13 protein-coding genes and 1 pseudogene are annotated in these 13,309 nt (G+C 66.5%); 5 read left to right on the top strand and 9 right to left on the bottom strand.

Features of this window, described 5'->3' with window-relative positions:
• Positions 1-38 precede the first annotated feature (38 nt).
• The 3 genes from LH400_RS08950 to ltnD all read left to right on the top strand — a co-directional run bounded on the left by LH400_RS08950 (position 39) and on the right by ltnD (position 2,870).
• On the top strand, positions 39-935 hold the full coding sequence (locus LH400_RS08950) for a carbohydrate ABC transporter permease (RefSeq protein ID WP_229152429.1): 897 nt from the start codon (positions 39-41) through the stop codon (positions 933-935).
• A gap of 25 nt (positions 936-960) precedes the next feature.
• Positions 961-1,860 (top strand): carbohydrate ABC transporter permease, encoded by a 900-nt coding sequence (locus tag LH400_RS08945; protein WP_370638360.1) that lies wholly within the window; start codon positions 961-963, stop codon positions 1,858-1,860.
• Between the two features lie 122 nt (positions 1,861-1,982).
• Positions 1,983-2,870 (top strand): L-threonate dehydrogenase, encoded by an 888-nt coding sequence (gene ltnD / locus LH400_RS08940; RefSeq protein ID WP_229152328.1) that lies wholly within the window; start codon positions 1,983-1,985, stop codon positions 2,868-2,870.
• A 91-nt stretch (positions 2,871-2,961) separates the two neighbouring features.
• Here the strand turns inward: ltnD and LH400_RS08935 are convergent.
• Positions 2,962-3,329: pseudogene (locus LH400_RS08935) on the bottom strand (VOC family protein).
• 169 nt (positions 3,330-3,498) lie between these two features.
• On the opposite strand from LH400_RS08935, the gene LH400_RS08930 reads away from it, so the two are divergent.
• On the top strand, positions 3,499-3,972 hold the full coding sequence (locus LH400_RS08930; RefSeq protein ID WP_229152327.1) for a nuclear transport factor 2 family protein: 474 nt from the start codon (positions 3,499-3,501) through the stop codon (positions 3,970-3,972).
• A gap of 3 nt (positions 3,973-3,975) precedes the next feature.
• Positions 3,976-4,533, top strand: coding sequence for a TetR/AcrR family transcriptional regulator (locus tag LH400_RS08925; RefSeq protein WP_229152326.1), 558 nt, complete (start codon positions 3,976-3,978; stop codon positions 4,531-4,533).
• 21 nt (positions 4,534-4,554) lie between these two features.
• Here the strand turns inward: LH400_RS08925 and LH400_RS08920 are convergent, their stop codons facing one another.
• The 8 genes from LH400_RS08920 to LH400_RS08885 all read right to left on the bottom strand — a co-directional run bounded on the left by LH400_RS08920 (position 4,555) and on the right by LH400_RS08885 (position 13,026).
• Positions 4,555-5,568, bottom strand: coding sequence for an NAD(P)-dependent oxidoreductase (locus LH400_RS08920; RefSeq protein WP_255616925.1), 1,014 nt, complete (start codon positions 5,566-5,568; stop codon positions 4,555-4,557).
• Between the two features lie 79 nt (positions 5,569-5,647).
• On the bottom strand, positions 5,648-6,496 hold the full coding sequence (locus tag LH400_RS08915; RefSeq protein WP_229152324.1) for a fumarylacetoacetate hydrolase family protein: 849 nt from the start codon (positions 6,494-6,496) through the stop codon (positions 5,648-5,650).
• 126 nt (positions 6,497-6,622) lie between these two features.
• Positions 6,623-7,366, bottom strand: a complete 744-nt coding sequence (locus tag LH400_RS08910; RefSeq protein ID WP_229152323.1) for an SDR family oxidoreductase — start codon at positions 7,364-7,366, stop codon at positions 6,623-6,625.
• A gap of 163 nt (positions 7,367-7,529) precedes the next feature.
• The gene (locus LH400_RS08905; RefSeq protein WP_229152322.1) at positions 7,530-8,243 is read right to left on the bottom strand and encodes a GntR family transcriptional regulator; all 714 of its coding nucleotides are present in this window, start codon (positions 8,241-8,243) and stop codon (positions 7,530-7,532) included.
• A gap of 105 nt (positions 8,244-8,348) precedes the next feature.
• Positions 8,349-9,257: an NAD(P)-dependent oxidoreductase gene (locus LH400_RS08900; protein ID WP_255616953.1), complete on the bottom strand. Its 909-nt coding sequence runs from the start codon at positions 9,255-9,257 to the stop codon at positions 8,349-8,351.
• Positions 9,258-9,288: 31 nt separating this feature from the next.
• Entirely contained in the window at positions 9,289-10,278 is a 990-nt protein-coding gene (denD, locus tag LH400_RS08895; RefSeq protein WP_229152320.1) for a D-erythronate dehydrogenase, read from the bottom strand.
• Between the two features lie 149 nt (positions 10,279-10,427).
• A complete protein-coding gene (locus LH400_RS08890; RefSeq protein ID WP_229152319.1) occupies positions 10,428-11,180 on the bottom strand; it encodes an SDR family oxidoreductase in 753 nt (250 codons plus the stop codon).
• 25 nt (positions 11,181-11,205) lie between these two features.
• Positions 11,206-13,026 (bottom strand): IlvD/Edd family dehydratase, encoded by a 1,821-nt coding sequence (locus tag LH400_RS08885; RefSeq protein ID WP_229152318.1) that lies wholly within the window; start codon positions 13,024-13,026, stop codon positions 11,206-11,208.
• Positions 13,027-13,309: the final 283 nt, after the last annotated feature.

Raw genomic sequence — 13,309 nt, 5'->3', positions numbered from 1 at the left:
CACGGGGCCGCGGCGGTGCGGGCGCCCGTCCGGGCCTCATGCAGCGCTTCGTCGAAAGCCGCAACGGGCTCGGCTTTTTGTTCATGCTGCCGGCGGCGGCGTTTCTCCTCTGCTTCCTCACCTATCCGCTCGGGCTCGGCGTCTGGCTCGGCTTCACCGACACGACGATCGGCCGGAGCGGCGTCTTCATCGGCCTTGAAAACTATATATGGCTGTTCGACGACCCGGTCTTCTGGCTCGCCGTCTACAACACCATCCTCTACACCTTCGTCGCCTCGGTCCTGAAATTCGTCCTCGGCCTGTGGCTGGCGCTGATCCTCAACGAGCATCTTCCGTTCAAGAACTTCTTCCGGGCGATCATCCTCCTGCCCTGGGTGGTTCCGACGGTGCTCTCGGCGCTGGCCTTCTGGTGGATCTACGATTCGCAGTTCTCGATCATTTCCTGGGTCCTGATGCAGTGGGGTTGGATCGACCAGCCGATCAACTTCCTCGGCGATCCCAACACCGCCCGGGCCTCGGTGATCGCCGCCAATGTCTGGCGCGGCATTCCCTTCGTCGCGATCTCGCTGCTCGCGGGCCTGCAGACCATCCCGCAGTCGCTGAACGAAGCGGCCGCCCTCGACGGCGCGACCTCCTGGCAGCGCTTCACCAAGGTGACGCTGCCGCTGCTCACGCCGATCATCGCGGTGGTGATGACCTTCTCGGTGCTTTTCACCTTCACCGACTTCCAGCTGATCTACGTTCTGACGCGCGGCGGCCCGGTGAACGCGACGCATCTGATGGCGACGCTCTCCTTCCAGCGGGCGATTCCCGGCGGCCAGCTGGGCGAGGGCGCGGCGATCGCCGTCGCCATGATCCCCTTCCTGCTCGCGGCGATCCTGTTCTCGTTCTTCGGGCTGCAGCGGCGCAAATGGCAGCAGGGTGGGAACGATTGAGCGTGCGGACCTTCAGGAGACGATCATGAGCCAGCAAACCGCCGCCCGCCGCCCCGTCGTCGAGGACCATTCGGAGGGGATGGACCAGTTCAAGACGCTGCCGCGGCGCATTATCACCGTCTATCTGCCGCTGGCCGTGTTCGTCTTCGTCCTGTTGTTTCCCTTCTACTGGATGGCGATCACTGCCGTTAAGCCCGACCACCAGCTAACCAATTACACGGACTACAGCCCGTTCTGGGTGGTACAGCCGACGCTGGAGCACATCCGGTTCCTGTTGTTCGAGACCTCCTATCCGGGCTGGCTGTGGAACACGATGCTCGTGGCGGTGGCCTCGACGGCGATTTCGCTCGCGGCCTCCGTCTTCGCCGCCTATGCGATCGAGCGCATCCGCTTCACCGGTGCGCGGGTGACCGGGCTCCTGATCTTCCTGGCCTATCTCGTACCGCCCTCGATCCTGTTCATCCCGCTCGCCTTCATCGTCTTCCAGGTCGGCATCTTCGATTCGCGCCTGGCGCTGATCCTGACCTATCCGACCTTCCTCATCCCGTTCTGCACCTGGCTCCTGATGGGCTATTTCCGTACGATCCCCTTCGAGCTCGAGGAATCCGCGCTGGTCGACGGGGCGACGCGCTGGCAGATCCTGACCAAGGTCGTGCTGCCCCTGGCGGTGCCGGGCCTGATCTCGGCCGGCATCTTCGCCTTCACCCTGTCCTGGAACGAGTTCATCTACGCGCTGACCTTCATCTCCTCCTCGGAGAACAAGACCGTCCCGGTCGGCGTCCTCACCGAACTCGTGCGGGGCGACATCTACGAATGGGGGGCCCTGATGTCCGGGGCGCTGCTCGGCTCGCTGCCGGTGGTGATCCTCTACTCCTTCTTCGTCGACTACTACGTCTCGTCGATGACCGGCGCCGTGAAGGAGTGAGACGAGGCGGAAAAGTGCCCGGCGCCTTCGGTCGGCGGGCACGAAGCCGTTGAGCCGCCAACGGTTCGGGCGCGGGATACAGCCGTCTCGCGATCCGGCATCATGCAGAGAAAGGTGAAGCCATGCGCGTCGCGGTGATCGGTCTCGGCTCGATGGGCATGGGGGCGGAGAAGTCGCTGATTGCCGCGGGACACGCGGTCGCGGGTGTCGACCCGCGCGAGACGGCCTGGCAGGCGCTGGTCGAGGCCGGCGGCGCGGAAGGTGCGTCCACCGGAGCCGAACTGAACGCCCCCGTCGAAGCGGCGCTGGTCCTCACCGTCAATGCCCAGCAGGCCCGCGCGGCACTGCTCGGCGAGGGCGGAATCCTTGAAGAACTGACGCCGGGGGCGCCGGTGATGATGTCCGCGACGATCTCCGTCGCCGACGCAAAGGCGCTCGGCGCCGATCTCGCCGCCCGCGGCCATCCGATGCTCGACGCGCCGGTCTCCGGCGGACCGGCGAAGGCCGGGTCCGGCGAGATGACGGTGATGGCGGCCGGCCCGACGGCGACCTTCGACGCGCTGCAGCCGGTGCTGGATGCCGTGGCGGCGACGGTCTATCGGATCTCCGAGACGATCGGCGACGGCGCGACCGTAAAGATCATCCATCAGCTCCTTGCCGGCGTCCACATCGCCGCCGGCGCGGAGGCGATGGCGCTCGCCGCAAAGGCCGGCATCCCGCTCGAAACCATGTACGACGTCGTCACCCATGCCGCCGGCAATTCGTGGATGTTCGAAAACCGCATGCGGCACGTCGTCGACGGCGACTATACGCCGACCTCGATGGTCGACATCTTCGTCAAGGATCTCGGCCTCGTCACCGAAACCGGCCTTGCTCTGAAGTTTCCGCTGCCGCTGGCGACGACCGCCTATTCCATGTTCGCCACCGCCAGCGCCGCCGGCCATGGCCAACTCGACGACAGCGCAGTGATCAAGGTGTTTCCCGGGATCGACCTGCCCCAGAAGCGCTGAGAGGCATCCATTTCCGGGCTGCCGGCCCATCGGCGGCAGGCGTCTGTCTGACCCCGATCGGGCACCCAATCGTCGCCCGCTGTCGTCTCGGTCAGCCGACCTTCTGCATCAGCTCGATTCTGTTGCCGAAGGGGTCGCGTCGGCATAGCGCCGCTCGTAACCCTCGAGCGGCTGGTCCTCGATTACGCGATGGCCGGCCGTCTCCATCGCAGCGACGAGCCGGGGAAGGTCGTCGACGATCAGCGCCGGATGCGCCTTGCGGGCCGGAGAGAAGCCCGCCTCGACGCCGAGATGGATCTTCAGGGCGCCGCTTTCGAACCAGCAGCCGCCGCGAGCGGCGAGATGCGCCGGCTTCTCCACCTCGGGAATGCCGAGAATGTCGCGATAGAAGGCGCGGGCCGAGTCCTCTCCACCGGCCGGCATGGCGAGTTGGACGTGATCGAGACCGAGGATAGTCATGGCTATCTCTCTCCCTGAAGCGGTTCGAGGCGCATGATGAGCCCGAGGTGCGGCTGCATGGCAATCAGCGATCAGCAAAAATCCTGCTCGGATCAGGCGCGATAGGCGATTGACGGCGTCTGTACCGAACGGTAAAGACGCGTCTGCCCGTTCATCGAGAGGATCTTCCATGTCGGAATCTCGCCCGCCCGTTCCGCCCTTCACGCGGGAGACCGCGATCCAGAAGGTGCGCGCGGCCGAAAACGCCTGGAACACGCGCGATCCCGAACGCGTCTCGCTCGCCTATACGGTGGACAGCGTCTGGCGGAACCGCAGCGACTTTCTGAAGGGCCGGTCCGAGATCGTCGCTTTTCTCACCGGCAAATGGGAGAAGGAGCAGGAATACCGGCTGATCAAAGAACTATGGGCCTTCACCGACAATCGCATCGCGGTGCGCTTCGCCTATGAGTGGCACGATGCCGAAGGCGCGTGGCACCGCTCCTACGGCAACGAGAACTGGGAGTTCGACGAAAACGGCCTGATGCGGGAGCGCCATGCCTCGATCAACGACGTCGCGATCGGGCGCGCGGAACGGCTGTTCCATTGGGACCGGTCGGGCGTCCGTCCGGACGAGCATCCGGGCCTTTCCGACCTCCAGCTCTGAACGATGCCCCGGATCGCCCGCGATCGCTCCGAGGCGATCTCCGGCCTCGCAGAGGTGTTCCGCGAGCACGGCTACGAAGGCGCGAGCCTCGCGCGCATCACAGAAGCGACCGGTCTCGGCAAGGGCAGCCTCTATCATTTCTTTCCGGGCGGCAAGGAGGAGATGGCGGAGGCGGTGCTGGATGAGATCGCCGCCTGGTTCGCCCGCGAGATCTTCTCTCCGCTGCGCGATGCGAGCGATCCGGGCGAGGCGATCGCCCGGATGCTGGACGGCGTCGAAACCTATTTCCACTCTGGCCGCCGCGTTTGCCTCATCGGCAGCTTCGCCCTCGGCTGCGTGCGCGACCGCTTCGCGGATCGTGTCGCAGGCTATTTCGGTGCGTGGCGGGCTGCGCTCGCCGCGGCGCTGCGGCGCGAGGGGGTCGCGCCGAGCGAATCCGAGGCGCTGGCGGAGGACGCCATCGCCGCGATCCAGGGCGGCCTCGTCGCGGCGCGGGCGCTCGATGATCCCGCGCTCTTTTCGCGCACGATCGACCGGCTGAGACAGCGCCTCAGGACGTGACTTCAGACCGCGACCGCGAACTCATCCGGTTCGTGCCGGCTCCTTCGTCTCCGCGGTTCCCAGGCGCTTGCCGGGATTGATCGACTCCAGCCACAGGAGATAGGCGGCGTGGTCGTGCCGTCCCATGGCCATGTCGTGTGCCAGAGCATGGAACGCATCGCGCGTCTGCTCGGTGAGCGGCAGCTTCAGGCCGGCCTCGCGCGCGACTTCGAGCGCGTTTTCGAGATCCTTCAGCTGCAGGGCGAGCGGGCCGCCGGGCACGAAGTTGCGCTCGGTCATGCGCTCGCCGTGAAGGTCGAGAATCCGCGAGGTGGCGAAGCCGCCCATCAGGGCGCTGCGCAGCGCCGCCGGATCGCAGCCGCCTTCCTGCGCCAGGAGCATGGCCTCGGAGACGGCGCCGATGGTGACGGCCACGATGACCTGGTTCGCGAGCTTGGCGACTTGGCCGGCGCCGTGGACGCCGACATGAGTAGGGCGCCCCATGGCGCACAGAAGCGGCTCGGCGTCCTGGAAGTCGTCCAGTTCCCCGCCCGCCATGATCGCCAGGCTCGCCTCGATCGCCCCCTTCTCGCCGCCGGAGACGGGCGCGTCGATATGGCGGCGGCCGAGCTCTTCCAGCCTTGCGGCATGGTCGCGCGCAACTGCCGGCTGGATCGACGACATGTCGATGAAGAGGGCGCCCTTCGGCGCCGCCTCGGCAACGCCGTTCTCGCCGAAATAGATCTCCGTCACCACCGGTGAATTGTCGACCATGGTGATGACGGCGTCGGCTTCGGCGACGGCGCTTCGCGGATCGTCCGCGACGGTCGCGACGTCGGACAGGGCATCCGCCTTGTCACGCGTGCGGTTCCAGACGGTGACCGCATATCCGGCCTTGGCGACGTTGCGGGCCATGGGTGCGCCCATGATGCCCGTTCCGATCAGGGTGACGCGTTTGATGTCCATCGTCTCGGGCTCCGTCGCCAAGGTGTTTCGCCTTATGGCCCAGTCATACCAGCGAGAAGGGATGCTGTCGCATCCGCCCGCTGCACACATCCCGATTTCCGACGCCAAGCCAAAGGCTTGACGAAAATCGGGATGCGGAACCAGGAGTCATTTCCAATGCCTCCTGGTGTCAGGCCCGCGCCTCGATCACCGTCTGCTTCTGCTCGCCCAGCCCCTCGATGCCGAGCGTCATGACGTCGCCGACCTTGAGATACTGCGGCGGCTTCATGCCCATGCCGACGCCCGGAGGCGTCCCGGTGGAGATGACGTCGCCCGGCATCAGCGTCATGAACTGCGAAAGATAGGACACGACATGCGGAACGTTGAAGATCAGCGTATTGGTATTGCCCGTCTGGCGGCGCTCACCGTTCACGTCGAGCCACATGGAGAGGTTGTGGGGGTCGGCGACCGCGTCGCGGGTGACGAGCCAAGGGCCAAGCGGGCCGAAGGTGTCGTGGCTCTTGCCCTTGGTCCACTGGCCCTGGCGCTTGGTCTGGAAGGTCCGCTCCGAGACGTCGTTCATCACAGCGAAGCCGGCGACATGTTTCATCGCATCGGCTTCCGAGACATATTTGGCGCGCCGGCCGATGACGACGGCAAGCTCGACCTCCCAGTCCAGCGCGTCCGAACCGCGCGGCATCTCGACATTGTCGTTTGGGCCGCAGAGCGCGTTCAGCTGCTTGGTGAAGACGATCGGCTCGGTCGGCGGCTCGGCGCCGGTCTCGGCGGCATGGTCGGAATAGTTGAGACCGATGCAGAGGATCTTGCTGATGTCCCCGACGCAGGGGCCGAGGCGCGGCGTGCCGTCGACGAGCGGCAGCGTGTCGACGTCGAGCGCCGCGAGCTTGGCAAGGCCACCATCGGACAGGACGCTGCCGGAGATGTCGGCGACATGCTCGGACAGATCGCGGATGGCGCCGCTGTCGTCGATGAGGCCGGGCTTCTCCTCGCCGGGCAGGCCATAGCGCACGAGTTTCATGGGTGTCCTTTCGGTTTCATCAGATCGAACTGGATGTCTTGACGGCGCTGCCGGACGAGCGGTCTTGGAGCGACGCGTCACCGTCGCGGGGAGGGGCGTCCTCCCGAAGAAGGGGTCTGGCCCGGGTCAGTAGACCGCTCGGCCTCCCGAGATGTCGAAGACCGCGCCGGTCGAGAACGAGCAGTCCTCGGATGCGAGCCAGGCGATCATCGCCGCCACCTCGGCTGGTTCGACGAAGCGGTTCATCGGGATCTTCGAAAGCATGTAGTCGATGTGCTCCTGGCTCATCTGGTCGAAGATCGCCGTCCTCGCCGCGGCCGGCGTGATGCAGTTGACGATAATGCCGGAGCCGGCCAGCTCCTTGCCGAGCGACTTCGTCAGGCCGATGAGACCGGCCTTGGAGGCCGAATAATGCGAGGCGTTCGGGTTGCCTTCCTTGCCAGCGATCGAGGCGACGTTGACGATGCGTCCGTAGCCGGCCTTCAGCATGATCGGCACGACGGCCCGGCTGGTGAGAAACGGCGCGACGAGGTTCACCTCGACGGTCTTCCGCCAGATCCCCGGGTCGAGCTCCCAGGTCTTGCCGTTGCCGCCGGTGATGCCGGCATTGTTGACGAGGATGTCGATGGAGCCGGCTTCGGCCGCTTCGTCTGCGGCCGCTGTGACGGCATCCGCGTCGGTCAGCTCGACCACCCGGCCGGACGCTTTGCCGCCGAGCGCTGCCAGGGCTTGGTCGAGCGCGGCTGAATCGAGGTCCCACAGGATGGCGTGGCCGCCGCTGGCGATGACCCGCTCGGCCGTCGCGTAGCCGATGCCGCGGGCGCCGCCGGTGACGATCGCTCTTCTGCCTTCGAGATCGATCCGGTTCATCGCACGTCACTCCCCAAGTCGCAGCGCCATCTTCCGAGCGTCGCTATCCACCCCGGCCGGCTCTTCGCACAAGACGCGATCCGGCGCAATGTATACGCTGTGGTCCGGCGCTCCGTATGGAAGCCTGACCCTTCCTTCGCCGCCTGGCGACGGCGCCGGCATGCTAGCGGCTGCCGGCGATGGTCGAAGCCTGGCGGCGCAAGAGGTCCAGCGCCGCCGTATCCGTGCGATCACGATGGCGCTGATGCAGCCGCGCGGCCTCCACCGGATCGCCGGACTCGATCGCTGCCACTATGGCGCGGTGTTCTTCGTCCGACTGGGTCGGCCGCTGGCGCAGCGGCACGATGGCGAGCCGCGCACGGTACTGCTGGTCCCAATATTGCCGGAGCGTCGCCTGCAGGCGCGCATTGCCGCACAGCGCGACGAGTTCGGCGTGGAATGCGTCGTCGAGCTGCGACCAGCCGGCGATGTCGTCGCGCTTCGTCGCGCGTTCCATCTGGCTCATCAGCGAGGCGAGGCGCTCCGATTCCTCGGAGTTGAGGCCGCGCCGTGCCAGGAGCGCCGCCGCCTTCACCTCCAGCGTGGAGAAGACCTCGTAGATCTCGGAGAGGTCGTCGAGCGACTGCGCCTTCACGGTGATGCCATGCCGTGGCCGGACGTTGACGAGCCCTTCCTCCTCGAGCCGGATCAGGGCCTCGCGCACCGGGGTGCGGCTGAGACCGAGAAGGCTGGCGACCTCGGCCTCCAGCAGCGTGGTGCCCGGCGGCAGTCGGCCCTCCAGAATCCGGAACTTCAGTTCGTGATAGGCCCGGTCGCGGGCCGGCATGCCGGAGACGCCATGCAGGCTCGGCCGCGGCCGCGACCCATGCGCGGTCACAATTTGTGCGCGCCTGCGACGGCCGACTTCGCTTGCATCCGGCTTCGCCAGGGTCGGGTCTCCTCTTCCTCTCGGCTCGATCGGGCTTTGCCCTTTCGCGCCCGCTCAGCCTCGGCCCGGCTCGATTCCGTTCAGCCGCGCCACGATGTCCGCCAGCGTCGGCAGATAGCCATCGCCGTGGCCGGTGGCCTCCGCCGTCGCCAGCCCGTTCTTCACCGGCGAGGAGATGTGGCTGGCGATGCCGCTCTCGTTCGCGAGCGACACGACATAGCGCATGTCCTTGTGCGCGTTGCGCAGCGTGAACTTGTGCGCGTTCGGGTCGCCGCCGACCACGTAGTTCATGAAGGTCTGGTAGAAGCCGCAATCCATGCGGCCGCCGCCGATCACCGAGTGGAAGGTCGCCGCGTCGACGCCGTTCTTGGCGCCGATCGCGAGGGCTTCGGAATAGATCGCGGCATAGCCGAGCGAGACGAAGTTGTTGAGGAGCTTCATCGTGTGGCCGGCGCCGATACCGCCGACATGGACGATCTTGCCGGCGAAGGCCTCGATGATCGGGCGGACCCGCTCGAAGTCGGCCGCCTCGGCGCCGATCATCACGTCGAGCATGCCTTCCCACGCTTCCTTCGGCGTGCGCGACAGCGGCGCATCGACGAAATGTCCGCCGGCGGCCTGAGCGCGCTCGGCGAGCGCCCGCGTCGAGACCGGATTGGCGGTCGAGCAATCGACGATCGTCTTGCCGGAGATGTCGCCGGCGAGCATCGCGCTTACCGCCGCCTCGACCTCCGGGCTGCCGGGAAGGCAGAGGAAGATGACGTCGGAGCCTGCGGCGAGGTCTTCCGGCGACTGCGCCTCTGTCGCGCCGCGCCCCTTCAGGTCCTCGACCGGTTCGCGATTGCGATGCGCGAGGACGGTGAGGGGATAGCCGGCCTCGACGATGTTCTTCGCCATGCCGTGGCCCATCAGCCCGACGCCGGCGAACCCGATCCGCAGCTTGTCCGTCATGGCGATCTCCAGTTCCTGCCTTCCCCTTGCGGGGAATGATTGGTCACGACCGGCCGCCGGAGCGGGCAGCCTCGTCGGCGATATGCGCCCGCACGATCGATGCGAAATCCGTATCCGCTGTAAATCCGGCGGCGAGCGCCCGGCTTGGATCGAAATCTCTCGGCCAGCCCGACACGATCTTCTCGATCACCGCATCCGGCTGGCGCCGGATCCGGCCCGCGACCTCGTCGCCCGCGACCTCGCGCAGCGCGTCGATCATCTCGGCGATGGTGACGGAGAGGCCCGGCATGGTCAGCGCCCGGCGCGGACCGAGGATCTCGGTGTCCATCGTCGCGGCATGCAGGAGGAAGCCGACGGCGGCGGCCGGGCTCGCCACCCAGTGCCGTACCTCGTCGTCGACCGGCAGGATCGCCTCCTGGCCGGCGAGCGGCTCGCGGATGATGCCGGAAAAGAAGCTGGAGGCCGCCTTGTTGGGCTTGCCGGGTCGCACGACGATGGTCGGCAGGCGGATCGAGACGCCGTCGACGAAGCCCTTGCGGGTGTAGTCGGACAGGAGCAGCTCGCAGATCGCCTTCTGCGTGCCGTAGCTCGTCAGCGGCGCTGCGAGAAATGTGTCGGAGATCTTGTCCTCGAACGGCGCGCCGAAGACGGCGATCGAGGAGGTGAAGACGAGGCGCGGCCGGTAGACCCCATCCTGCTGACGGATCGCCTCCAGAAGGTGCTGCATGCCGCCCTGGTTTATGCGGTAGCCCTTCTCGAAATCGGCCTCCGCTTCGCCGGAGACGATCGCGGCGAGATGGAAGATCACGTCCGGGCGCTCGGCGACGAGCGCTTCGACCGTCGCCTGATCCGAGATGTCGCCGGCCTGCGGATTGAAGGCGACGCCTTCCGGAAGATCGGGACTGTCCGGCGCGACCACGTCGAAGGCGTCGATCGTCTCGATCGCCCGCCCTGCGAGCATGCCGTCGGCAAGTAGCGCTTCCGTCAGCTTGCGTCCGACCATGCCACCCGCACCGAGGATCAGGATGCGCATGCGATTCCTCCCTTCACGCGCCGGCTACTCACGACCACGAAAAGTGTCGCGGACCGGCACTTGTCGATTCTTCCGGGAGGCGAGGCGGTCCGAGGATTTGGACCGCGTCGTTCTTCCCAGCTCAATATCCTCGGCGCATCGCCCGACGCTCACAGCGACCAGCCGCCGTCGATCAGCTGCGTGGTGCCGGTTGTGAAGGCGCTCTCGTCCGAGGCGAGGTAGACGGCGAGGCTGGCAATCTCCTCGGCCTTGCCGAGCCGGCCCATGGGCTGGCGCTCGATGAACATCTCCCGCGCCTTGTCGGCGCCGCCGACCGTCTTGCCGAGCTCGGAGATACGTCCCTCCAGCGACGGCGACTCGATCGTGCCGGGACAGATCGCGTTGCAGCGGATGCCCTTGCGGATGAAATCGATCGCGACCGAACGGGTGAGCCCGATCACCGCCGCCTTGGTCGCCATGTAGACATAGCGGTTCGGCGCCGCCTTGATGGAGGAGGCAGCCGACGACATGTTGATGATCGAACCGCCGCCCTTTTCGATCATGCGCGGCAGGAGGGCCGAGATCGTCCGGTGCATCGCCTTGACGTTGAGGTCGAAGGAGAAGTCCCAGGCCTTCTCGTCGCAGTCGAGGATTGTGCCGTGGTGCACGAAGCCGGCGCAGTTGAACAGGATGTCCGGCGTGTCGACCCGCTTCAGATAGGCCGCGACGGCTTCGCTGTTGGTCACGTCGAGGGCCTCGGTCTCGACGCGGCCGAGTTTGTCGAGACCCTCCAGCTTCGAGGCGTCGAGATCGGACGCGTAGACCATCGCGCCTTCGGCGAGAAACGCTTCGGCGACCATTCGTCCGATGCCCTGGCCGGCGGCCGTGCAGACGGCGATCTTGCCTTCGAGGCGCTGGGTCATGCTGTCATCCTATGGGTCGATGTCGTCAATGATTGTCGCGCGGAACCGGCGGGATCGAGCCGTCGACGCCGCCCTGGGCCAGCTTTCGGTATTTGATCGCCGGCTCGAGAACCATGCCGCTCTCGAGCTGCGAGACGATGCCGCGCTGGATCTCCTGCCAGGGCGTCTGATGCGCGGGGTAGGGGTAGCCGCCCTCGGCCTCGAGCTTCTGACGGCGGGCTGCGAGCTCCTCGTCCGGGATCAGGATATCGGCCGTGCCGCGGCCAAGGTCGATGCGGACCCTGTCGCCGCTCTTCAGGAGAGCAAGCCCGCCATTCGCCGCCGCCTCCGGCGAGGCGTTGAGGATGGAGGGGCTGCCGGACGTGCCGGACTGGCGCCCGTCGCCGATACAGGCGAGCGCCGTGACCCCGCGCCGGATGAGGTAGTTGGGCGCCCGCATGTTAACCACTTCGGCTGCGCCGGGATAGCCGATGGGACCTGCGCCGCGCATAAACAGAATCGAGTGCTCGTCGATCTGGAGCGACGGATCGTCGATCCGGTGGTGGTAGTCCTCCGGCCCGTCGAACACGACCGCCTTGCCCTCGAAGGCCATGGGATCATCGGGGTTCGACAGGTAGCGCTCACGGAACTCCGGCGAGATCACCGAAAGCTTCATGATCGCGGAATTGAAGAGATTGCCCGACAGGACCCGGAACCCGGCATGCTTCTTGAGCGGCTGGTCGTAGGGCTTGATGACGTTCTCGTCGGCGATCTCGGCGCCGCGGCAGTTCTCGCCGATCGTCTTGCCGTTGACGGTCAGCGCGTCCTCGGCGATCAGGCCCTGTTCCATCAGCTGGTTGACGACCGCGGGGACGCCGCCTGCGTGATAATAGTCCTCGCCAAGATACTCGCCCGCCGGCTGCAGATTGACGAGCAGCGGGATCTCCTCGCCATAGGTCTGCCAGTCCTCGATCTTCAGGTCGACACCGACATGCCGGGCCAGCCCGTTGAGGTGGATCGGCGCATTGGTCGAGCCGCCGATCGCGGAATTGACGCGGATGGCGTTGATGAAGGCGTCGCGGGTGAGGATGTCGGAGGGCTTCAGGTCCTCGGCGACCATCTCCACGATGCGCTTGCCGGTGAGGTAGGAGATCTCCTGCCGGTCGCGATAGGGTGCCGGAATTGCCGCCGACCCTGGAAGCTGCATGCCCAGCGCCTCGGCGAGCGAGTTCATCGTCGTCGCCGTGCCCATGGTGTTGCAATAGCCGGTCGAAGGCGCCGAAGAGGCGACGAGCTTGACGAAGCCGGCATAGTCGATCTCGCCGGCCGCCATCATCTCGCGGGCCTTCCACACGATCGTGCCGGAGCCGGTGCGCTCGCCGCGGAACCAGCCGTTCAGCATCGGGCCGACGGACAGGGCGATCGCCGGGATGTTGACCGTTGCCGCCGCCATCAGGCAGGCAGGCGTCGTCTTGTCGCAGCCGATCGTCAGCACCACGCCGTCGAGCGGATAGCCGTAGAGGACTTCCACGAGGCCGAGATAGGCGAGATTGCGGTCGAGCGAGGCGGTGGGCCGCTTGCCGGTCTCCTGGATCGGATGGACCGGGAATTCGATCGCGATACCGCCGGCCTCGCGGATCCCCTCGCGCACCCGCTTGGCCAGCTCGAGGTGATGGCGATTGCAGGGCGAAAGGTCCGAGCCGGTCTGGGCGATGCCGATGATCGGCTTGCCGGACTGCAGCTCTTCCTGGCTGAGGCCGAAATTGAGATAGCGCTCCAGATAGAGCGCGGTCATGTCGGGGTTGGACGGATTGTCGAACCACGCGCGCGAACGCAGGCGGCCGGCCTTGGTCTGTTCGGTCATCATATCTCCGGGGCGGCCGACCTTCGATCCGGTCGGCGAGCCACTTCCACGACGTATACAATAAATTCCGTTCGCTTCAAGTCGCCTCCACGAAGGCTCGGCATCCGGACGATTGGCTCCGACGCTCCTTGGGAGGTGGCCGCCTGAAAGCCAGGATCTTCCGTCACATATAACCCGCGACCGCGCTCCGGCTCCTCCGGGTTGCAGCCTGACCGAAATGCTAGGAGGATTGCGCATACGCAAGGCTTGGCATTGCATGCGTCGTGCCGGTCACGGGCGGCCCGGC

Origin of the sequence: Jiella soli (assembly GCF_020615385.1) — a bacterium.
In the GTDB taxonomy this organism is placed as follows: domain Bacteria; phylum Pseudomonadota; class Alphaproteobacteria; order Rhizobiales; family Rhizobiaceae; genus VKMB-3413.
The sequence above is the reverse complement of the archived record's forward strand: the minus strand, read 5'-3'. Positions and strand labels throughout refer to the sequence as shown.